Raw genomic sequence first — 20,515 nt, forward strand, 5'->3', positions numbered from 1 at the left:
GAGCCAGCAAGGGTCTGGTTCTTTTCGGCGGGCTGGGCCACTCTGACCAATACAGCCATAAAACAGGGACCTGACCATGCCGCGCTATGACATACGCCCTCTCACCGAAGCCGAGGTTCAGCACGGCGTGGATTGGGCCAGGCACGAAGGTTGGCACCCGGGTGTGCATGATGCCGAGTGCTTTCGCCCGACAGACCCTGATGGGTTTCTGGTGGGTTTCTGGATGGCGAGATGATCTCATCTGTTTCGGCAGTGAATTACGACGACAGATTTTCTTTTTTTGAGGTTCTACATCGTAAAGCCCGAGCTCAGGCACCACGGCCACGGGCTTGAAATCGCACAGCATGCGCTGAGCCATTGTACGGGCTGAAACATGGGCCTGGATGGCGTGGTCAAACAGCAGGATAACTATTTTAAGTCTGGCTTTTCTTTTGCTTATAACAACAATCGTTTCGCAGGGACAAAACACCAGATTCTGGCAAAGCTAGAGGCTGAGCCGAACAGCCATATATCGGATCTGAAACAAGCGTCTGATTAATTGAAGGTATATGATCGCGCTCTGTTCCCCGCACCACGCGATCTGTTTCTGGAAAGCTGGCTTGGTGCTTTCAGCCACGTTTCAAAGCTTTATACCGAGAACGGCAGGACCAGGGACTATGCAACACAGCGCCCTTGTCTAACTGGTTATAAGATCGGCCCCCTATTTGCGGACACTGCAGAAATCGCGAGGGCGTTGCTGGCCGCTGTTCTCCCGTCGATTCCCGAGGTTCATAACGCACACGAAGTGTTCATCGATATGCCACAGCCAAATGTATCGGCGTTCGCGTTGGCCGAAGAGCTTGGGCTGGAGAAGGTCTTTGAGACCGCGCGGATGTATTCCGACCACGAACCCGAGATTGACCTGAACCGGGTCTTCGGCGTGTCGACGTTTGAACTGGGCTAAAAAGCCTTAAACGTCATCGTGGTCAGCGAGCGTTCGATATTGGGAATCACCAGCAGGTTTTCGTTGATGTAATGGCCCACATCATCGGTTTCAGGGATGTAGAGCTTCAGCAAAAGGTCATATTCGCCGCTGGTGGAATACAGCTCCGAGTGGATTTCGCGGAGGGCAATCTCTTCGGCTACCTTGTAGGTGGTGCCGGGTTTACAGCGGATCTGGATGAAAACGCAGGTGGACATGGGCCGGGCCTTGTTGGTTCGTGTTGACCGCAGGCTGGCACGGGCCGCGCCCGGGTGCAATCCCCTGCAACAGTTTGCACCGAAGGCTCAAAGCGGTCTGGATAGGTCGTTCATCCGGGTCTATAAGCGCCCCAGAAGAAAAAGGAATTCGCCCATGCGCAGCGCTAAGATCAGCCGTCAGACCGCCGAGACCGAAATCTCGGTCGAGGTCAATCTGGACGGCACAGGCCAGTATGACAACCAGACTGGTGTTGGGTTCTTTGACCACATGCTGGATCAATTGGCGCGGCATTCGCTGATCGACATGACGATCAGCGCCAAGGGTGATTACCACATCGACGACCACCACACGGTCGAGGATACCGGGATTGCTCTGGGTCAGGCGCTGACACAGGCCTTGGGCGATAAGAAGGGAATCCGACGCTATGGCGAATGCCACCTGCCCATGGATGATGCACAGGTGCGCTGTGCGCTGGACCTGTCCGCCCGCCCTTTCCTGATCTGGAATGTGGACCTGCCGACACCCAAAATCGGTACGTTCGATACAGAGTTGGTGCGCGAGTTCTTTCAAGCGCTCAGTACACATGGCGGCATAACCCTGCATGTCGACCAATTACACGGCTTCAACAGCCACCATATTGCCGAGGCCGCCTTCAAGGCAGTCGCCCGCGCTCTGCGTTTGGCGGTCGAGACCGATCCGTGCAAGGCGGATGCGATTCCCTCGACCAAGGGCACGCTGTAGATGCTGACAGCCATCATTGACTACGAGAGCGGTAACCTGCACTCGGCAGAGAAGGCGTTTCAACGCATGGCGCGCGAGTTGGATGCTGGCGAAGTCGTCGTGACCTCGGACGCTGACGTTGTTGCGAGGGCGGATCGATTGGTCCTACCGGGAGATGGAGCCTTTCCGGCTTGCGCCACCGAGTTGCGCGGCCACAAGGGTATCTATGACGCGATGATCGAGGCGGTGGAACAGAAGGGCCGCCCGTTTCTGGGCATCTGCGTTGGTATGCAGCTGATGGCGACCAAGGGGCACGAATACTCCGAGACCAACGGTCTGGGTTGGGTTGCCGGTGATGTCGTGAAGATCGAACCCTCGGACAGTACCCTGAAGGTTCCGCATATGGGCTGGAACGATCTGGTTTTGGAAAGCGACCACCCGGTTTTTGACGGGGTGAAATCAGGTGATCACACCTATTTTGTCCACTCCTACCACTTTCGGGTGACCGATCCGGTCCAAAGATTGGCATATGTGAATTATGGGCAAGAGGTCACGGCCGTGATTGGCCGTGACACCATGGTCGGGATGCAGTTTCACCCTGAGAAAAGCCAGGACGTTGGCCTGCGCATGATCGGGAATTTCCTGACCTGGACTCCGTGATCGGTTATTGAACTCGGGTCCAATCCTGTCCACGACAGATCAACCCGCCCGCAACGCAGCCTTTCACCGTCAGTTTGTTCTGCCCGTTCAGCGACATTTTTGAGTTGTAGGTCTTATCGCGATCCGGTGCCCAGATTTTGCCGCCGCTATAGGCACCGGCACCATCTGGCACCATGTCCCAGATGATCTGCTTCCCAAGGTTCTCGTATTCCAGTTGCTGATTGCCTTCAGCGTCAAACGCACTGTCGATGGTACCGCAAATGGCACTGCCGCATTCGGAAATCGTCACATGCAGATAACCGCCCGTATCTCCTGGGGCAGTCTTCCACAAACCGTCCACCGGATCGGCGGCAAAGGCGGTTGTGGCCATCGCAGCGAATATAGCTGCAAGAGTGTATGTCTTCATTGTTGTCTCCCTGTTTTGCAGACAGTCTGACCTGCCGGTCTGTACCCCGCAAGATTGACTTTGCGTCGCGTTGCGCCCCTGCCCCGCCTGTGCGATATCCCGCGCGTGTAACAAAGATATAGGGCCGCCTGACATGATCCTCTACCCCGCTATCGACCTCAAAGACGGCAATGCTGTGCGCTTGCTGCGCGGTGAAATGGACAAGGCGACGGTCTTTAATGAAGACCCCGCCGCGCAAGCCCGCGCCTTTGTAGAAGCTGGCTGTGAATGGCTGCACCTGGTTGACTTGAACGGTGCTTTTGCCGGTGAGCCGGTAAACGCAGCCCCGGTTGAAGCTATTCTGAGGGAGTGCAATGTTCCAGCTCAGTTAGGTGGCGGCATTCGTGACATGGCAACAATCGAGGCCTGGATCGAGAAAGGCCTGGCGCGAGTGATTCTGGGCACTATCGCGGTCGAGAACCCCGATCTGGTGCGCGACGCAGCCAAAGCCTTTCCGGGTAAGGTCGCTGTCGGGATCGATGCGCGTAACGGCATGGTTGCCACCAAAGGATGGGCCGAGGAAACCAACGTTCAGGTCACCGATCTGGCACGCAGTTTCGAAGACGCCGGGGTCGCTGCAATCATCTACACTGACATCAATCGGGATGGTGCGATGCAGGGACCAAATATCGAAGCCACTGCTGACTTAGCCAAAGCTGTCGACATCCCGGTCATTGCCTCGGGTGGTGTGTCTTCTATTTCCGACCTGATCGCCCTGCGCAATTGTGGCGCAGATTTGAATGGTGCGATCTCAGGGCGCGCGCTTTACGATGGCGCCATCGATCTGAAAGAGGCTCTGACAACACTCAGAGAATAGTCCGATGCTCAAATCACGCGTGAAGCGATCCGAACTGCCAACCAAGAGTCTGCTGCATAACCGGCTGGAAGATGGCGATTTTCTGGATTGTTTCAGCGTGGTTTCTGATCTTTCGCCGCGTCAGGCGGCAGAGATTATCACCAGTTTCCCTGCTTGGGCCAAAATGTTGGTTCGACTGCGCGGCATCCTGGTCGCCCCGTTTGGGCTTGATAATACAGGGCCAGAAGCAACTGATAAGGTGGGTATTTTTCCGGTTGAGCACGATGACGCGAGCGAGGTGATCGCTGGCTTCGATGACCGTCACCTCGATTTCCGAGTGTCTGTCTTTTCCGAAGACGGTCGTATTTCCCTCGCGACCTGGGTTCATCGACACAATCTGGGTGGGCGACTATATCTGGCGATTATTTTGCCTTTCCACATCCTGATTGCGCGCAACGCGCTTGCACGGGTGAGCCGCGCAAGCGCCTGACACGAAGCCATATTAGCCCGCTGCGGCTGTGGTCAGCTTTTTCAATGCGCCACGCATCTTTTCGATGACCGGTGACTTTTCGACCTCATCGAGTTCATCCATGGTCTCTTTTGGGTCTTCGTAAGCCAGCCATACCTGACCATTCGCATCCTCATAAGCCTGCACCTTCAGTGGCAGAAATAACCCGGCGCGCGGATCGATCAGCATCGCAGGCGTGCCCAGTGCTGGGTTGCCGAAGATAAGCACCTGATTGGGTGCAATCGGAGTACCGACCTTTTCTGCCCCAGCGGCGTGATCGATACGGGCAAATACAGTCGCGCCTGCATTGCCTACCGCAGCTTCGAGGGCGTCCAGCGCCTCGGCCACTGTTTTATTGGTTTGTACTTTGATGATGTCGTCAGCCATGGCGGACAGCGCACCTCCGAATGTGATTATTGAAGCCAAAATAAGATGTCGCATCTGGATAATCCTTTTCATGAATTTCATCTCTAATTTCCATGGCTTCTCGGTAGATCACAATCACAAGTCTGGCATCGGCGAGGCTTTGCCGGTAGAGGTGCCAGCAACAGAGGATACCCAATGCTGAAAACCCGTATCATTCCCTGTCTGGATGTCGCTGATGGCCGCGTGGTCAAAGGTGTGAATTTCGTGGGCCTACGCGATGCGGGTGATCCGGTGGAGTCCGCCAAGGCCTATGATGCTGCTGGAGCCGACGAAATCTGCTTTCTCGACATCCATGCAACCCACGAAAATCGCGGCACCATGTTTGATGTCGTCCAACGCACGGCAGAACAATGCTTTGTCCCCCTGACCGTGGGTGGCGGAGTTCGCACCAAGGATGATGTACGTGCCCTGCTGTTGGCAGGAGCGGATAAGGTCAGCTTTAACTCGGCCGCTGTGGCCAACCCGGATGTGATTGCTGAGGCGGCGGACCAGTTCGGCAGTCAGTGTATCGTCTGCGCCATCGACGCCAAAACCGTTAGCCCCGGCAAGTGGGAGATTTTCACCCATGGCGGTCGCAAGCCCACCGGTATCGACGCGGTTGAGTTTGCCAAGACCGTTGTCGCCAAGGGCGCGGGAGAGATCCTGCTAACCTCGATGGATCGCGATGGCACCAAGGCCGGATTCAACCTGCCCCTGACCGGCGCGATTTCAGATGCCGTCGATGTACCAGTGATCGCAAGCGGTGGCGTCGGCAATCTGGACCATCTGGTCGAAGGCGTCACCAAGGGTGGGGCAAGCGCTGTTCTGGCGGCCTCGATCTTCCATTTCGGCGAATACACCATCCAAGAGGCCAAAGAACATATGGCCGCCGCCGGCATTCCAATGAGGCTGACATGAGTATTCTACACGATTTGGCCGCAACCATTGAGGCCCGCAAAGGGGCGGATCCTGACAGCAGCTGGACCGCCAAGCTGTTGTCCAAAGGCCCTGAGAAATGTGCTGAGAAATTTGGTGAAGAGGCTATCGAAGCGATCATTGAGGCAGCCAAAGGCGACAAAGAAAAGCTGACCTCTGAGGCGGCGGATGTGCTTTACCACTTGCTAGTCATGCTCGCCGCGCGCGATGTAGAACTGGACGATGTGTTGGCCGAACTGGCCCAACGCCAGGGTACCAGTGGCATCACTGAAAAGGCATCCCGACCCAAGGGGTAAGCGGGTTTCGTGCGATAACCCAGCTCGCTATACTCCGGGTTCGGGTGCATTGAGGCAAAGGGCGCGCAGATGATCAGAGCTTTGGTGTTCGCAGCAGCACTTGCCACCCTCACGGCCTGCGCCACCCCTCCCCCTTCCTCTGGAGATGAGGTCCAGCGGCTTGCCGCCGAGATCCAAAGCCTCGGTCCCGATATCGACCCGGAAGAAGCCACCCGCGCCGCCCGCATCGCCCATGCCTATACTGCGCAGCTGGTGCAGGAATACAAAATCACAGACCCTCCGCTGATCCACAATGCCAAGGTCAACAAAGGCCTGCGCCCGCGCGGCTTGTGCTGGCATTGGGCCGAGGATATCGAGCGGCGACTGGATCAGGAACAATTCCGTACGCTCGAGATGCACCGCGCTATTGCCAATGCGGATAACCCGTTCCGCATCGACCACAGCACTGCCATTATCAGCCGCAAAGGCGAGAGCATGTATGATGGCGTCGTCCTGGACCCCTGGCGCTATGGTGGAGTGCTATTCTGGTCGCCCCTAGTTGAGGATACCCGTTACGAGTGGGTTCCACGCGAAGAGGTTCTGGAAAAGCGTCGTCAGGAACAAGTCGGGCAACTGACCCGATTGGCTTTGAACTGAACCCGTTGTGCATCATCAGGCTCCGATGTGTTCGACCTCGAAAGCCCGTGACAGTTCAGTCTGTCTCCACCGGGATTCAGCGTTTTGAATAGTCGCGCATTAGCGATTGCAGCTCTTCCGGTGTTTCCGGAAATCGGGAGTAGCTGCGAACAGCAGGAACATCCACCCAAGGCATCTTCGCCTCTGTCATCACTTCGAGAAATGGCTCGAATGAAGCTGCTTGATCTAAGATCGACGTCCGCAGGTTGACCCGTTCCGGTGCTCCTTTGAGCTGAGAGTAGATGAAGTTCAGACACGATTTGCAGAAATAATGCGCGCGTTCGACCGATCTAAGACCACCCAGAACCAGTTCGCCGTCATAGGAGAAACTATCGCTTGGGAACATGGTGGTAAGAGAAAAAGCGCTCGCACTGAATTTTTGGCAATCACGGCAGTGGCACGCAACGGTTAACAGGGGGGATGCCGTCACACGAACGCGCACCGCACCACATAAGCAAGCACCTTCAAATGGTGGTTCTGGAATTGACATTGTTCTTAGCTCACTTTCCATTTCACAAGCCCCTCCGCAGGGATCAGACAGGTTCAATTTCGGGAGGCTGGGAATCAGCGGATTGCACCAAGGCGGCACTCAACCAAGACCGACTGGCAATCCAATCATAGCGCGATATTGCTGTGAAAGCGCTATAGCCATGAATTGCTTAGAGTTTGGACGAAATGACGCCCGTTGCAAACCCACCCATCCGCAGCTCGCCAAACAGGCGCTGATATTCGATTTTGGGGCAGCGGTTCATGACCACGTCAATATCGCGGGCCTGCGCTCTGGCGGCGGCCTCGGCATGCTCTACGCCGATCTGCATCCAGATCGTGCGTAGATTCGGCAACTCGGCCAAAGCCTCGTCAACGATAGGCGGAACGGCTTCAGAGCGTCGAAAAATATCAACCATGTCTACCGCTTCAGAGATCTCGGATAACGACGCCCTGACCGTCTGACCAAAGAGAGGTTTACCGGCATGCCCCGGGTTCACCGGAATCACCGTATAGCCTTTGAGCGACAAGTAACGCGCAACGTAGTAGCTGGGCCTTACCGGATTCATCGACACGCCAACAACGGCAACAACCTTGGTACGTTTCAACACTGTGGTCAGGAACTGGTCAGAGTAATCAGGCATGATCGCACCCTAGACGCCATGCCAAAAAGAAAAAAGCGCTCAGGTCTTGCCTGAGCGCCAGTTGTTGGAACGAGGGACAGTGAAATGACCCGCGGCAGTTCCATTCCGCGGTCACTGTGACATTTAAGCCTAAGTTTGTGAAAAAAAAGAGGGGGCGCGCATTTTTGTGATGACAAGTCACAATTGGCGGAGATTTGCCGATCAGTTATACAGAACTTGAGGCCAATGCCCCTCGGCCTCGCGAATGTTCTGCGACACGTTCTGTTTCCAGATACGCTCAATCGCTTCCGAATGGGTCAAGTACAACTTTCCGTCAACGATCTGCCATGCTTGCGGGTCAGTGCTGCTGAGCATCCCCTGCACCATCGCATACGCACAATATCCACCAAACTGAGGAGCAAAAGCCCGTGGGTTGCGCTCGAATCTGTCACGATTTTCTTCCGATGTGAACTGCCACACGGCCCCCTTCCACATCAGGGAAAAATCAGATTTCCCCAGCGTAGGCGTTCCGATCCTGAAGTATGAGACCGCATCATAACCAGAAACAGCCAATCCACCGTCCGAATAGAACATTGGCTTTTCCTGCGCTCTTACTGAAGGCGCTACGGCAAGACATGCGAGACTGGTCAAAAAGGAACGTCGGGACAGCATCACTGATTCATCGATTGAATTTGAGAGGGTTTTAAGTTGCACATTTCATCTAGTCACGAAAACCCCCATGACGCCCTTGTGAACACGCGTGCGGTCTTCAATCGAAAACGTCTTCAATAGCATCCCAGGCCTCGTCCAATACGCGCGAAAACAGGCCCTTTTTCTTCTTCCTATTCTTTATATTGTAATGGGTTGGCCTGGATTTCTGGACCGGACGATCAACAAGCTTGGCCTTTGGAACCATCTTGAGGTTATGCAAAGGCGCACCACAGCTTGAGCAACTTAGTTCATGTTGCTGTTTCCCCCTAAGAACCAGCGCGGCGCGGGTTCCACAATAACAGCAGGTGGCGATTTTGTGCGGCGTGGAAATGTGAACCTCCTGTCATCTCGGCTGTGACGCATATAGTGCAATTGCGGCAGCATTTGAGACATTGAGTGACCCAAATCCGCCCGCCGCGTCAATCTTGACCAGCTGGTCCACAGTTTCTTTGGTCTTTTGACGCAGGCCCGGTCCTTCGGCCCCCAATACTAGCGCTACTGGCTGCGCTCGTTTGCCCTCCAATACGGTTTCGATAGTTTCGTCTGCCTCACCATCCAAACCCAGAACCAGAAAGCCCATATCCTGCAGCGCATTGATCGTGTCAGCCAGGTTACGGACACGCAGATACGGTTGCCGTTCCAACGCACCGCTGGCAGTTTTTGCCAGTGCGCCCGTTTCAGGGGCCGAATGGTGCCGCGTGCCAATTACTGCACTTGCGCCAAATACTTCCGCTGAACGGAGAATCGCCCCAACGTTATGTGGGTCCGTTACCCGATCCAAAAGCAGCACACGCGGGTTTTCCTGCCCGATACAATTCTCGGCAAGTCCACCCCAGTCCAGTGGCTTGACCTCAAGCGCAGCCCCCTGATGAACAGAGCCCGGATCAATCGGAGCCGTGAATTTCCGTGGATCAACTACCTCGGCCTCAATCCCGGAAAAATCAATGGATTCCGCTAGCTTATCGCGGGCGTTTCGGGTCACGATCAAACGCAACTTCTGCCGTTTCGGGTTCATCAAGGCATCACGAACAGCATGTAATCCAAACAGCCATACGGTTTCCGCAGCAGCAGCTTTTCGCGCCTGTTCTTTCTCAACGACCCACTTTGGTTTCTTCATTTTACGGGCCTCCGGGCCGGGAATTCGGTTTCCTGCGTCAAAGCGGTATTTTCCTGTTGACGCCCTTTAGACGCGCTAGTAATCACGCCTCCACGTCAGGTGCAACGCCTGACAGTGGGCGACAGGCCGCAAGGTGTGGCAGGGGACTGTAACTCCCTCGCGGAGACGCACGCCTGGTTCGATTCCAGGGTCGCCCACCATTCAGCTTCTCAGTCTTTGGGTCGGTAAATGCCATTTAGGGTGTTCCAATAAGCTTTGCGCCCGCTTTGGTCGACTGTTTGTTTGTTGCAAAGTGGGAATCTAGACTAATGCGAATGGCCCACATCCATTAACTGGAAATTTGTCTCTGGTATCAAATAGGGCAAACCACTCGTAGATTAGTGTTTTCGAGACATTGATCTCTTTATTGTCGTGGTAATTGTTCCAACAGCCAGCCCTGAAATTGCCTTGCAAATTCATTCTCTTCGTTGCTCGACAGGTAATATCCTTCGTTACTTTCGACGGTTGCCGGATGCGCCCTTTCAAGCACACCAGAATTGATCGCGTGTTTGATCAGAAGTTCGCTCACAAGCGCAATTCCATTGCCGTGGGCAGCAAAGTGCAAGGCCACACCGTACGAATCCGCAAAAATCTGAGGCTCCGGAACAGGCTCAACCTTTGCGGACCATTCTTTCCATCCGCTGGATGTGCCGACCGCTTCGATCAACGGCAAATCACTTACCCCACCTTTAAGGCTGGGTGATTTGAGGGCAATGAGCTGGTTAGGTGTGAGCAATCTGGCATTTCTTCCTACCTGTTTTTCCGATCCGAAGCGGATTTCTACATCTGCGCGTGCAGAACTGAACTCGTCCGGCCAGACCGCACTTAGAAGACGAACGCGGATATTCGGATGCCTCTTCCTAAATTCAGCAAGGTTTGGCGCGATAATCCACTGGGCAACACTGACTGACGATGCGATGGTCAAAAGGTTCTCTGACGGGCCAGTATCAAATGTATCTGTCGCTGCAGACAACACCCCCAGTGCCGCCCCGACCTGAGGCAGCAGTTTGCGCCCTTCGTCGGTCAGCGACAATCCACGCGCATGGCGCGTAAACAAAGCTGCACGCAGCCGTGTTTCAAGGGATTTTACCTGTTGGCTGACCGCAGATTGGGTCAGGCCGATCTCTTCACCGGCAGCGGTAAAACTCAGATGGCGCGCAGCGGCCTCGAACGCGCGAAACCAGGTCAGCGGGGGCAGCGATTTTTTCATGGGTCAAGTAAGCCATTAGTCTTATTAATACATAAGCCCTTAAATCAATCGTTTGTCAAAATCGGTGTAATCTCTGAATTTCTCGGGTAGCGAACAGGAGAAATTTATGCGCCCCGAGATACGGAAGATCGTGACCTATGATGAAGAGGTTCTCATCGAAGGTTTCAAAGAAACACAACAACCTTCGCGCATGTTCGCTGTTGCCGCTGTTGTCAAAAACCCGTGGGCGGGGCAGTTTGTTGAGGACCTGAAACCCGAAATACAGGCCTATGGCCCTGTTTTGGGAGAGATGATGACCAACCGGATGATCACCCTGGCCGGCGGCGGAGATGCAATCGAAGCTTATGGCAAAGCCGCCGTGGTTGGTCTGAACGGCGAGGTCGAACATGCCTCGGGGCTAATTCATACGCTGCGCTTCGGCAATTTTTATCGTGAGGCGGTCGGCGCCAAATCTTATCTGGCATTTACCAATACACGCGGAACGGCCAATGCACCGATCATGGTTCCGCTGATGGACAAAAACGATGCAGGCCGGCGATCACACTACCTCACCATCCAATTCTCAATCCCTGATGCGCCGCGGGATGACGAGATCGTGGTGGTGCTGGGCGCAGCTACCGGTGGACGCCCCCATCATAGGATTGGAGATCGCTATCAGGACTTGAAGGATTTGGGCCATGATCTGGACAACCCGGCCGCGGTCTGATTTCGGACGCCTCCGCGCGATCAGCCAAGGTGACGGTCCTGCGGTTCTGTTGATACATGGTGTCGGGCTTCGGGCCGAAGCGTGGAACGCGCAACTGGACACCTTGTCGTCAATGTTCCGTGTCACCGCAGTGGACATGCCGGGCCATGGCGCGAGCGCCTTGCCAGCCGGAGCACAAGACCTCCGGGGTTATACAGATACGATTGCATCCGGCCTGGATACCCCGGCAATCGTCATTGGTCATTCCATGGGCGCCATGATCGCACTGGATTTGGCTGCGCGACATAAGGGAAAGGTACTGGGTGTGGCGGCACTGAATGCCATATTCAATCGAAGTGATACAGCTGCCAAAGCCGTAAAAGCGCGCGCATCTCTTTTGGACACGGAAACAGGCGCTGACCCGACGCCTACCCTGGCCCGTTGGTTCGGTGATGCAGATGTCATCGAGAAAGAGGTTTGCAGAAATTGGCTCACAAACGTCGACCCGATGGCCTACCGCAGAGCCTACAGCATATTTGCGCATGAAAATGGCCCAGATATCGACACGCTCTCTGCGCTGACCTGCCCCGCACTTTTCCTGACGGGGAGCGCCGAACCCAATTCGACACCCGAGATGTCTGAAACCATGGCCTCGCTTACCCCGAAAGGAAAAGCCCAAATAATCACAGGTGCTGCGCACATGATGCCCATGACACATGCAGCCGAAGTCAATTCTGCGCTGCTGGAATTTGCTAGAAAGTCAACTCATGGCAGAGATTGATCCCCGCACCCTACGCAGCGCGTTTGGCCGTTTCATGACGGGCGTGACCGTGGTGACCTGCCGTGCAAATGACGGAACGCTTTGCGGTTTCACCGCCAATTCCTTTTCGTCGGTCTCGCTTGACCCGCCTCTGCTTCTGGTTTGTCCGGGTCGGTTTCTGTCGACCTTTGACCAGTTCTCGAACTGCAGTCACTTCGCCATTAGTATTCTGGCCGAGGGGCAGCAAGAAGTATCCAATACATTCGCCAGTTTCACCGGAGATCGTTTCGCCGCGGTCCCCCATACGCTCGATCTGAACGGCATTCCTTTGATCGATGGGGCTATTGCTCAGTTTTCTTGCAGCACATGGCAATCCTTGCCTGCAGGGGACCACCAAATCCTGATCGGAGAAGTGCAAGCGTTCACTGAATCCGACGCCCTTGGGCTTGGATATACCGGCGGGCAGTATTTCAGCCTTGGCCTCGAACGCGCCGCGATGGACCGGAATGGTGGCACAACAACTTGTGGCGCAATTATTAACTCAAACGACTGCGTTTTGCTGGAACTCACTGACAATGGATACCGACCGCCTCAGATCAGCCTAAGCGACAATGGCAATCTGCGGCAGGACCTGACCGACGCCCTCGCATTGCAGGGAAGCCCCGTCGAGCTTGGCCCGGTTTATTCTGTCTATGACGATGCGCAAAGCCAGACCCACCATGTTTACTTTCTGGCCCAAAGTGGCGTGCAAACCGGACAATCTTCGTTGCAACCCATCCCAACCGCTACCCTGCCGACCCTCTCATACACGACCTCCGCGATTGCCGACATGATGCTGCGGTATGCGCTCGAATCCCGCACGAACAGCTTTGGGTTTTACCTTGGCAATGCGGATCGCGGCGATGTTCATAGCTTGATTGAAAGGAACTGATCCATGGATTTTTCGCTTTTTGCGCATATGGAACGCATGACCCCTGATCAAAGCCAGGAAAATCTTCACAGCGATTTCATCGAGCTGTGCAAAATGGCCGATGACGCCAGAATGCGCGCGGTCTGGACGGGTGAGCATCATGGAATGGATTTCACCATTTCCCCTAACCCTTTGTTGGAACTGGTCAACCTCGCCAATCACACCAACCATGTGAAACTTGGGACCGGTACAGTCATCGCCCCTTTCTGGCACCCCATCAAACTGGCAGGCGAAGCTGCATCGGCGGACCTGATTACAGGTGGCCGGATCGAGCTTGGCATCGCGCGCGGTGCTTACTCTTATGAATACGAACGTCTCATGCCGGGTATGGACGCGTGGGAGGCCGGGCAACGCATGCGCGAATTGGTGCCCCTGATCCCCAAACTATGGGCTGGCGATTGTGCACATGAAGGAGAGTTCTTTCAGTTTCCCGCAACGACCTCTGCGCCGAAACCTGTTCAGAAAGACGGGCCTCCGATCTGGATCGCCGCGCGTGATCCCAACAGCCATGAATTTGGCGTTCACAACGGATTTAACATCCAGGTCACCCCACTCTGGCAAGGGATGGAAGAGATTGAGAGTCTGGTCGGCCGTTTCAATGACGCTTGTGAAGGGTATGCTGGGCCACGCCCCAAAATCATGCTCTTGCACCACACATATGTCGGAAAAGATGCAGCCGATGTAGATTTAGCTGCACAAGAGTTGTCGCGGTTTTATTGCTATTTTGGTGCATGGTTCCAGAACAAGCGGCCAGTGAAACAGGGTTTGATCCAACAACTGACCGCAGAAGAAATCGCTGCCAACACGCTGATGGCCCCGGAAAACCTGCGGCGTGATCTGACGGTCGGAACCGCAACTGAGGTGATTGATCAGATTAAACGCTACGAAGATTTAGGGTATGATGAGTTCTCATTCTGGATCGACAGCGGCATGAGTTTTGAGCGTAAGCGCGCCTCGCTTGCCCGCTTTATCGACGACGTCATGCCAGCATTCCAGTGAGGGAAGAGATGGACCAGAAACCACATTACCAGCTTTTCATCGACGGGGAATTTACCGACGGTGCCCAAGGGCAAACCATGTCCTCGGAAAACCCCGCCACCGGAACACATTGGGCCACCTTTGCCTGTGCGGCACCCGACGATGTTGATTGCGCGATCAGTGCCGCTCGCCGGGCCCTCAACGACCCTGCATGGCGCGACATGACCCAAACTCAGCGTGGCAAGCTGTTGTATCGTCTGGCAGAATTGATCGAGGAGCATGCCGAACAGATCGGCCGCATCGAAACTACCGACAGCGGCAAGCTGCTGGCTGAGACTGCGGCGCAATCCGCCTATGTCGGGGATTACTATCGCTATTATGCGGGACTGGCAGACAAGATCGAAGGTGCGGTTCTGCCCATTGATAAACCCGACATGCATGCGTTTACCCAGCGCGAGCCGATCGGCGTTGTGGTCGCGATCGTCCCCTGGAACGCACAAATGTTCCTGACCGCAACCAAGTTGGGACCGGCCCTGGCTGCGGGCTGTGCAGTTGTACTAAAAGCCTCAGAAATCGCTCCTGCGCCTCTGCTTGAATTTGCCCGTCTCATTAAAGAAGCCGGGTTTCCGCCTGGCGTTGTATCGGTCCTCACTGGTGATGCCGAAAACTGCGCCATACCCTTGACGCGCCATCCGGATGTAGACCGTATTGCCTTTACCGGCGGGCCGGAAACCGCGCGTCATGTCGTTCGCAACTCGGCCGAAAATTTCGCGGTTACCTCGCTTGAGCTTGGGGGAAAATCCCCGATGGTCGTTTTTGATGACGCTGATCTCGATGGTGCCGCGAATGGATTGATTGCAGGGAATTTTGGCGCATCAGGGCAAAGCTGTGTGGCTGGTAGTCGTGGGCTTGTCCACCGCCCGGTATTTGAAAAGATCGTATCTCTGATTGAATCCAAAATGGAGGGCGTCACTGTCGGCGATCCTCTTGCGCCCGATACGCAAATCGGACCTCTTTGTACGTCAGCGCAGATACAGAAAATAGAGGCCGCGCTAAATGCCGCCCGTTCCGCGGGCGCGCGAATCCGTTTTGGTGGAAGCAGGTTGGAGCGCGCTGGCAACTATATGGCGCCGACGCTTGTGGAATGCCCCAATACCGACATCGAGACCCTGAAGGTTGAGATGTTTGGCCCGGTTATGTCCTTGATCCCGTTTGATACGGAAGAGGAAGCCATCGCAATCGCCAATGAAACGCCATATGGGCTCGGCGCGGGGGTATTCACCCAAAACGTCGCCCGTGCACATCGTGTGTCAGGACGGCTCAAAGCAGGGATTTGCTGGGTGAACACGTATCGCGCAGTCTCTCCCATTGCCCCATTTGGTGGGTTCAATCAGTCCGGCTATGGGCGAGAGGCCGGGATTGACGTGGTTTATGACTACACGAGAACCAAAACCACCTGGATCAATACGTCAGATGCGGCAATGGCCAATCCATTCACCATGCGCTGACATTTATATGAACTGGAATTTTTTGAGCCAACTTCTGACGGATTGGTGACGGAATAGGCACCGCTTACAGCGATGATTTCGATCCAAATCCAGAAAAATCTACAGAAGCTTATCTGGGTCGATGCTGTTAGACACCGAGGTAACGTGTAAGGATCGTCTGATCTTCAGCGACATCTGCGGGTTGGACAGTCACACGATCTTGGCCGTTTTCAATAAAGGTGATCCGGTCAGCAATCGACAAAACCGCATCGATACGCTGTTCCACAAGGACGATAGCGTAGCCTTCTGCTTTCATTTTAACCACGACTTGCCGGATCTGTTCGATCATTGAAGGCTGCAAGCCTTCGGTCGGTTCGTCCAAAAGCAATACCTTGGGGCGCAGGCATAACGCTCGGGCTGTGGCCAACATCTGCTGTTCGCCTCCTGAAAGTGTACCAGCGACTTGGCTCAGACGTTCCTTGAGCCGGGGAAAGAGTTCAAGCACCCAATCTCGTGTATCTGCACCTTCACCCCGTGCCAAAAGGCCCATTTCGATGTTCTCTGAAACCGTAAGCTCAGGAAAAAGCCGCCGTCCCTGCGGGATATAGCCCATTCCGCGTTGTGGCACGAGGTGTGCAGGCAGGCCGCTGAGGCGTTCACCATCCAAGATGACCTCACCTTGGCTCAGCGGTAGTTGCCCCATGATTGCTTTCAGCAATGTCGTTTTGCCCGCCCCGTTGCGGCCCATCAGGCAATGAATTTCCCCTGCACTGACGGTCAACGACACGCCAAACAGCACTTTTACCTTGCCATAGCCGGTGTGGATATTCTGGACCTCAAACATCGGCGGGCGCCCCCAAATAGGCGGATTGCACGGCAGCGTTCGCGCGAATTTCGTCAAAGCTACCCGAGGCCAAAAGGCGACCCTGATCCAGCACTGCAACATGATCGGCGGTTTCAGCGACCACCCGCATATTGTGCTCGATCAGCAGGATCGTAGTTTCTTCGGCCATCGTCCGCATGAGCGCCACAAACGCTTCAACTTCACCTTCGGCCAGACCTTGGGTCGGCTCGTCAAGGATGAAAAGTTTGGGATCCTGCGCCAGTCCCATGGCAATTTCAAGAACCCGTTGATGGCCATAACTGAGGTCCGAAGCAACCTGGCCAGCGCGATCCTTCAATCCAATTCTATCCAGCACAGTAGCCGTCTTTTCAGCATGGGCTACTTTGTCATGCGCAAGCCTGCGGCCGGCAGCAAGGGCGACGTTGTCTTCAACCGTCAGTCCGGGAAAGATCGAAGTGATTTGGAACGTATAGGCCATGCCGAGTTGCATGCGTTTATGTGCGGGCAGTTGGCTGATGTCCCGGCCTTCGAATGAAACGCTGCCGCGGGTTGGTGGAGTCCGCCCGCTAACCATTCCAACAAATGTCGACTTACCCGCGCCGTTGGGCCCTATCAACGCTGTAATTGCATTCCTTCGCAGAGAGAAATCTATGTCAGTATTGGCCTGGAGCCCGCCATAGATCTTGGTCAGGCCTTTGGTCTCAAGGATATTTACGGCAACCATGACACAGCTCTCTTGCGTATTGTGCCCGCAATACCTTGGGGGGCGAACAGGGTCAGCAGAACCAAAGCAACACCGGCAACAAGCATATATGCGTTGGTGAAACTGCTGGAAATGTCAATCAGATAGAACATGAAGATGACACCGATGAGAGGTCCGATCGTGGTTCCGGCCCCGCCCAGCAAGACCCACAGTAGCGGGAAGATAGAATAATGCACCGCGGCAAAGCTTGCACCGACATAGCCGAACAGCATCGCGTAGGCGGCGCCTGCGACACCTGAAAACAGGCCAGATACAACCAGCGCAGCAAGTTTCAGCCGCCCTACGTCATATCCCAACATCCGGGCTCGCTCTTCGTTTTCCCGTATGGCAACCAGTCGCTTTCCAAATGGGCTTTGCACCAAACGCGCCATGGCGAGAAAGCAGATGGCGAAAAGGGTAAATGCAGCGAAGTAACGTGCCGTTTCCGTTGTCAGGTCAATCCCAGCGAGGTTGCGTTGGGCCTGTTGAATGATGAAGCCTTCGTCACCGCGCGTGTATTCTCCGAAATACAGGATCACGAGATAGAAGGTTTGAGCAAACATCAGCGTCACGATCATGAACGCGACACCGATGGTACGCAGCGCCAATAAGCCTACGCCCAGCGCCAACAATCCCGCAGCAAGGACGCCAACTGCAAAAGCTGGCAGCACTGACAGTCCGCCGAAATTCATGCTCAGCCCAAACCCGTACATTCCGGCGGCAAAGAACATGGCGTGGCCAAGGCTCAGCAGGCCGGTATAGCCAAACAGCAGATTGAACCCGATGGCATAAATCGCAAGCACCATGATTCGCGAGAAGGCTCCGACGTGATAGGCGGGCAGCACGAAGAACAATGCGATAAGCACAAGTAAGGTGCCGAAATGCAAAGCGGTTGTTCTGGACACCGTCATCAGGCCGCCACCCGCCCCATCAAGCCTTGCGGCCTAAACACAAGCACCATTGCGACAAGGAAGGTCGCGATGATTTTGGCCAGAGTCGGCGAGAAAAAGACCGAGATAATGCCGTCGCTCATTCCGATCAGCACCGCTGCAATCACAGTGCCGGGCAAACTTCCGAGACCGCCGATGATTACCACGATAAACGCCAGCAACAATGGATCTCCGCCCATCAGATAATGGGCCTGCTGAATTGGAACCACCAACACAGCACCTAGTGCTGCCAGCCCTGCACCCAGGCCAAATACCCAAGAGTACACACGATTGACCGGCACCCCAAAGGCCTGAGCCATCTCGCGATCCTGCTGCGTTGCACGCATGATCAATCCGATCTTGGTGCGCGTCAGCACAAACCAAAGCATCCCCAACACGGAAATCGCCGCTATTATCACGAACAGCTTGTAGGTCGTCACGCTTAGCCCCCAGGGCCAGATCATTTGGAATCCATCTGCACCAAATTCGAACCAGGGCAGTGCCAAGCGAGTGTTGAACGGTGGCGCGACGGGCCGCGCCTCGGGTCCATACAGCATCAGCGTCGATTGCTGCACAATATAAAGTACGCCAATCGTGGCTACGATGGTCCGGTCCACGTCATAGTCGATCCGCTTTAGGATCAGCTGATCGACCCCCGCCGCAATGCAGCCGACCAAAACCGGCACTATAAGCAGGGCAGCCACGAAACCGAAACCAGCATGGCCGCCGATCAACGTGCTTACCGCCCAGGCAAATACCGCACCCAGCATGAAGAACTCGCCATGGGCGACATTCACAACGCGCATGACGCCGAACACAATGCTGAGCCCCATTGCCGTCAGCACAAGAATAGCCGAAATGACCGCCCCCTCGATGGAGGCGAGCATCAGGTGAGGCCCGAAGTCCATACCCAGTCTCGCTTTTGCCTAATGTCGGGATCAGAAGGATTGCGTGGTGTAATCCACCTCATCTTCATAAAGGCCATCCTCGATTGACGCGGTATGCACCACATCAAGACGGCCATCACCAACCTTTGAGATATACTGTTTGCCAAAGGTCTGATGGGTCTTGCCGTTAAAGACTTTTTCACCCTGCGGATGTTCGATGGATTCCGGCATGTCAGTCATCGCCTCGACCGCTTCGATCAGTTTGGAGCGATCTGCAGGCCCTTGGTAGTCCGCTGCTTCCATACCAGCTTTGATGATATGCATCGTTTCCCAACACCCGAACATATGAGCGTAAGTGGCAACATTGGCCGGGTCATCGATCGCAGCGCCACTGTCATTCACGCCAACTGCCGCACGATAGGCTGAGGCCGCCTCCGATTCGTTGGCTTGCTTATAGCGCGGCATGCCTTCCCAGAAATACGTGCCTTCGAGGAACTCAAGCCCGGGGCTTTGTATATCAACCGCTTCAAGGCTGTCGATAAAACCAAAAATCTCGGGTCGGCTGGGCCCGAAGAATTCGCCCATTTCCTTGACGAATGTCAGTACTGCCGGGCCCACCATCACATGATAGATCACTTCGGTTTCGCGCGGGATGCTTGGGAAATAGCGGGTAAAGGTTGTCTCGGTGGGCGGAATAGCAATCTTCGCAACAACTTCGCCCCCCTGCGCTTCAATCGCTTGCGAGAAAAAGTCGCGATGATCATGACCAAAAGCAAAGTCAGGATAAATCATCGTGACCTTCTTACCCAGATTGTCGGCGACGAAGGGTGCCATCGAAATAACCTGACTTTTCACATCAGTGATACCTGGTTGCAGCGTATAGCGATTCAGCATGCCGCTGGCGACATGGTGACCTTCGGAGACAACAAAATAAGGCAGTTTCAACTCGCCCGCGCGGGGCGCAGAGCCAATTACCACGTGGCTGAACAAGGTACCGAAAGCGACGTCTACCTCGTGTTGGTTGGCAAATTTTTCAAGCACTTCGGCCCCACGCCCAGGATCGGTTGCGTCGTCTTCAGTGATGATCTCGACCGGGCGACCATTGATGCCGCCCATTTCGTTGATGCGCGCAGCAGCGGCGTTAGTTGCCACGTCATACCAGCGGCCATATGCAGCGCCAATGCCAGTCGCGTGCTTTTGGAATCCGATTTTGATCGGCGCCGAACTTTGCGCTTGCGCAAAACCAAGAGAACCAGGCAACACCCCACCCGCGGCCAGAGCACTTGCACCGGCCCCGAGACCAAGCAGTGTACTACGGCGACTGATCTTTGAAGTCTTTGTCATGGCGTTCATCTCCTCTGTTGTTTTTAGGGCGATGTTTCGCCTCTCTTTTGTGATCAGTTTGTATGTATACTAACGAGTTGTC

Annotated in this window: 29 protein-coding genes and 1 tRNA gene; 16 read left to right on the forward strand and 14 right to left on the reverse strand. The window is 55.0% G+C overall.

Annotation, left to right across the window (positions count from 1 at the left end; translation table 11 throughout):
• Positions 1–76: 76 nt before the first annotated feature.
• From G7G_RS24575 to G7G_RS24585, 3 genes are all read left to right on the forward strand, one after another.
• Entirely contained in the window at positions 77–235 is a 159-nt protein-coding gene (locus G7G_RS24575) for a hypothetical protein (RefSeq protein ID WP_010442609.1), read from the forward strand.
• Positions 236–373: 138 nt separating this feature from the next.
• Positions 374–538: a hypothetical protein gene (locus tag G7G_RS24580; protein ID WP_010442610.1), complete on the forward strand. Its 165-nt coding sequence runs from the start codon at positions 374–376 to the stop codon at positions 536–538.
• Positions 539–943 (forward strand): GNAT family N-acetyltransferase, encoded by a 405-nt coding sequence (locus tag G7G_RS24585; protein WP_010442611.1) that lies wholly within the window; start codon positions 539–541, stop codon positions 941–943.
• Here the strand turns inward: G7G_RS24585 and G7G_RS0116815 are convergent.
• A complete protein-coding gene (locus tag G7G_RS0116815) occupies positions 940–1,179 on the reverse strand; it encodes an Lrp/AsnC family transcriptional regulator (RefSeq protein ID WP_010442612.1) in 240 nt (79 codons plus the stop codon). The genes G7G_RS24585 and G7G_RS0116815 overlap by 4 nt on opposite strands.
• Before the next feature lie 154 nt (positions 1,180–1,333).
• On the opposite strand from G7G_RS0116815, the gene hisB reads away from it, so the two are divergent.
• Together hisB and hisH are read left to right on the forward strand one after the other, a co-directional pair.
• Entirely contained in the window at positions 1,334–1,921 is a 588-nt protein-coding gene (gene hisB / locus G7G_RS0116820; RefSeq protein ID WP_010442613.1) for an imidazoleglycerol-phosphate dehydratase HisB, read from the forward strand.
• Complete coding sequence (hisH, locus tag G7G_RS0116825) at positions 1,922–2,560, forward strand: imidazole glycerol phosphate synthase subunit HisH (protein ID WP_010442614.1); 639 nt, start codon at positions 1,922–1,924, stop codon at positions 2,558–2,560. It abuts the gene before it with no gap.
• 4 nt (positions 2,561–2,564) lie between these two features.
• Here the strand turns inward: hisH and G7G_RS0116830 are convergent, their stop codons facing one another.
• A complete protein-coding gene (locus G7G_RS0116830) occupies positions 2,565–2,966 on the reverse strand; it encodes a DUF2147 domain-containing protein (RefSeq protein WP_010442615.1) in 402 nt (133 codons plus the stop codon).
• A gap of 133 nt (positions 2,967–3,099) precedes the next feature.
• Here G7G_RS0116830 and hisA point away from each other — a divergent pair, with 133 nt between their 5' ends.
• Positions 3,100–3,822 carry a 1-(5-phosphoribosyl)-5-[(5-phosphoribosylamino)methylideneamino]imidazole-4-carboxamide isomerase gene (gene hisA / locus G7G_RS0116835; protein ID WP_010442616.1) on the forward strand — a complete coding sequence of 241 codons (723 nt, stop codon included), beginning with the start codon at positions 3,100–3,102 and terminating at the stop codon, positions 3,820–3,822.
• A 4-nt stretch (positions 3,823–3,826) separates the two neighbouring features.
• On the forward strand, positions 3,827–4,291 hold the full coding sequence (locus G7G_RS0116840) for a DUF2867 domain-containing protein (RefSeq protein WP_010442617.1): 465 nt from the start codon (positions 3,827–3,829) through the stop codon (positions 4,289–4,291).
• 12 nt (positions 4,292–4,303) lie between these two features.
• Here G7G_RS0116840 and G7G_RS0116845 read toward each other — a convergent pair whose 3' ends face one another.
• A complete protein-coding gene (locus G7G_RS0116845; RefSeq protein WP_029622109.1) occupies positions 4,304–4,750 on the reverse strand; it encodes a DUF302 domain-containing protein in 447 nt (148 codons plus the stop codon).
• A gap of 120 nt (positions 4,751–4,870) precedes the next feature.
• Between G7G_RS0116845 and hisF the strand changes: the two genes are divergently transcribed.
• The 3 genes from hisF (at position 4,871) to G7G_RS0116860 (ending at position 6,582) form a co-directional block, all read left to right on the forward strand.
• On the forward strand, positions 4,871–5,632 hold the full coding sequence (gene hisF, locus G7G_RS0116850; protein WP_010442619.1) for an imidazole glycerol phosphate synthase subunit HisF: 762 nt from the start codon (positions 4,871–4,873) through the stop codon (positions 5,630–5,632).
• The gene (locus G7G_RS0116855; RefSeq protein ID WP_010442620.1) at positions 5,629–5,946 is read left to right on the forward strand and encodes a phosphoribosyl-ATP diphosphatase; all 318 of its coding nucleotides are present in this window, start codon (positions 5,629–5,631) and stop codon (positions 5,944–5,946) included. The genes hisF and G7G_RS0116855 overlap by 4 nt, the downstream gene beginning before the upstream one ends.
• Positions 5,947–6,015: 69 nt before the next feature.
• Positions 6,016–6,582, forward strand: coding sequence for a hypothetical protein (locus tag G7G_RS0116860; RefSeq protein WP_010442621.1), 567 nt, complete (start codon positions 6,016–6,018; stop codon positions 6,580–6,582).
• 76 nt (positions 6,583–6,658) lie between these two features.
• On the opposite strand, the gene G7G_RS0116865 is transcribed toward G7G_RS0116860, so the two are convergent.
• The 5 genes from G7G_RS0116865 to rlmB all read right to left on the reverse strand — a co-directional run bounded on the left by G7G_RS0116865 (position 6,659) and on the right by rlmB (position 9,558).
• Positions 6,659–7,111, reverse strand: a complete 453-nt coding sequence (locus tag G7G_RS0116865; RefSeq protein ID WP_029622111.1) for a GFA family protein — start codon at positions 7,109–7,111, stop codon at positions 6,659–6,661.
• A gap of 169 nt (positions 7,112–7,280) precedes the next feature.
• The gene (locus G7G_RS0116870; protein WP_010442623.1) at positions 7,281–7,751 is read right to left on the reverse strand and encodes a CoA-binding protein; all 471 of its coding nucleotides are present in this window, start codon (positions 7,749–7,751) and stop codon (positions 7,281–7,283) included.
• A gap of 201 nt (positions 7,752–7,952) precedes the next feature.
• Complete coding sequence (locus tag G7G_RS0116875; protein WP_010442624.1) at positions 7,953–8,324, reverse strand: YHS domain-containing (seleno)protein; 372 nt, start codon at positions 8,322–8,324, stop codon at positions 7,953–7,955.
• Between the two features lie 175 nt (positions 8,325–8,499).
• The gene (locus G7G_RS25005; RefSeq protein WP_083829027.1) at positions 8,500–8,772 is read right to left on the reverse strand and encodes a hypothetical protein; all 273 of its coding nucleotides are present in this window, start codon (positions 8,770–8,772) and stop codon (positions 8,500–8,502) included.
• 12 nt (positions 8,773–8,784) lie between these two features.
• On the reverse strand, positions 8,785–9,558 hold the full coding sequence (gene rlmB / locus G7G_RS0116885) for a 23S rRNA (guanosine(2251)-2'-O)-methyltransferase RlmB (protein ID WP_010442626.1): 774 nt from the start codon (positions 9,556–9,558) through the stop codon (positions 8,785–8,787).
• A gap of 116 nt (positions 9,559–9,674) precedes the next feature.
• Here rlmB and G7G_RS24420 point away from each other — a divergent pair.
• Positions 9,675–9,758 (forward strand) — tRNA-Tyr (locus G7G_RS24420).
• 203 nt (positions 9,759–9,961) lie between these two features.
• On the opposite strand, the gene G7G_RS0116890 is transcribed toward G7G_RS24420, so the two are convergent.
• Positions 9,962–10,807 carry a LysR family transcriptional regulator gene (locus G7G_RS0116890; RefSeq protein WP_010442627.1) on the reverse strand — a complete coding sequence of 282 codons (846 nt, stop codon included), beginning with the start codon at positions 10,805–10,807 and terminating at the stop codon, positions 9,962–9,964.
• 106 nt (positions 10,808–10,913) lie between these two features.
• On the opposite strand from G7G_RS0116890, the gene G7G_RS0116895 reads away from it, so the two are divergent.
• The 5 genes from G7G_RS0116895 to G7G_RS0116915 are packed head-to-tail and all read left to right on the forward strand — an operon-like array spanning position 10,914 to position 15,708.
• The gene (locus G7G_RS0116895) at positions 10,914–11,513 is read left to right on the forward strand and encodes an amino acid synthesis family protein (RefSeq protein ID WP_010442628.1); all 600 of its coding nucleotides are present in this window, start codon (positions 10,914–10,916) and stop codon (positions 11,511–11,513) included.
• Positions 11,485–12,273 (forward strand): alpha/beta fold hydrolase, encoded by a 789-nt coding sequence (locus G7G_RS0116900; protein WP_010442629.1) that lies wholly within the window; start codon positions 11,485–11,487, stop codon positions 12,271–12,273. Before G7G_RS0116895 ends, G7G_RS0116900 begins: the two co-directional genes overlap by 29 nt.
• Positions 12,260–13,183: a flavin reductase family protein gene (locus tag G7G_RS0116905; protein WP_010442630.1), complete on the forward strand. Its 924-nt coding sequence runs from the start codon at positions 12,260–12,262 to the stop codon at positions 13,181–13,183. Before G7G_RS0116900 ends, G7G_RS0116905 begins: the two co-directional genes overlap by 14 nt.
• Before the next feature lie 3 nt (positions 13,184–13,186).
• Positions 13,187–14,221 carry an LLM class flavin-dependent oxidoreductase gene (locus tag G7G_RS0116910; protein WP_010442631.1) on the forward strand — a complete coding sequence of 345 codons (1,035 nt, stop codon included), beginning with the start codon at positions 13,187–13,189 and terminating at the stop codon, positions 14,219–14,221.
• An 8-nt stretch (positions 14,222–14,229) separates the two neighbouring features.
• Positions 14,230–15,708, forward strand: a complete 1,479-nt coding sequence (locus tag G7G_RS0116915; protein WP_010442632.1) for an aldehyde dehydrogenase — start codon at positions 14,230–14,232, stop codon at positions 15,706–15,708.
• 127 nt (positions 15,709–15,835) lie between these two features.
• On the opposite strand, the gene G7G_RS0116920 is transcribed toward G7G_RS0116915, so the two are convergent.
• From G7G_RS0116920 to G7G_RS0116940, 5 genes are read right to left on the reverse strand one after another with little or no spacing between them, the layout of a single operon-like run.
• A complete protein-coding gene (locus G7G_RS0116920; RefSeq protein ID WP_010442633.1) occupies positions 15,836–16,531 on the reverse strand; it encodes an ABC transporter ATP-binding protein in 696 nt (231 codons plus the stop codon).
• The gene (locus tag G7G_RS0116925) at positions 16,524–17,255 is read right to left on the reverse strand and encodes an ABC transporter ATP-binding protein (RefSeq protein WP_010442634.1); all 732 of its coding nucleotides are present in this window, start codon (positions 17,253–17,255) and stop codon (positions 16,524–16,526) included. The genes G7G_RS0116920 and G7G_RS0116925 overlap by 8 nt, the downstream gene beginning before the upstream one ends.
• Positions 17,243–18,184: a branched-chain amino acid ABC transporter permease gene (locus G7G_RS0116930; protein ID WP_010442635.1), complete on the reverse strand. Its 942-nt coding sequence runs from the start codon at positions 18,182–18,184 to the stop codon at positions 17,243–17,245. The genes G7G_RS0116925 and G7G_RS0116930 overlap by 13 nt, the downstream gene beginning before the upstream one ends.
• Positions 18,184–19,110: a branched-chain amino acid ABC transporter permease gene (locus G7G_RS0116935; protein ID WP_010442636.1), complete on the reverse strand. Its 927-nt coding sequence runs from the start codon at positions 19,108–19,110 to the stop codon at positions 18,184–18,186. Before G7G_RS0116935 ends, G7G_RS0116930 begins: the two co-directional genes overlap by 1 nt.
• 30 nt (positions 19,111–19,140) lie before the next feature.
• Positions 19,141–20,433 (reverse strand): ABC transporter substrate-binding protein, encoded by a 1,293-nt coding sequence (locus G7G_RS0116940; RefSeq protein WP_010442637.1) that lies wholly within the window; start codon positions 20,431–20,433, stop codon positions 19,141–19,143.
• Positions 20,434–20,515 lie beyond the last annotated feature (82 nt).

The organism is Ruegeria conchae, assembly GCF_000192475.1.
GTDB classification, from domain to species: Bacteria; Pseudomonadota; Alphaproteobacteria; order Rhodobacterales; family Rhodobacteraceae; genus Ruegeria; species Ruegeria conchae.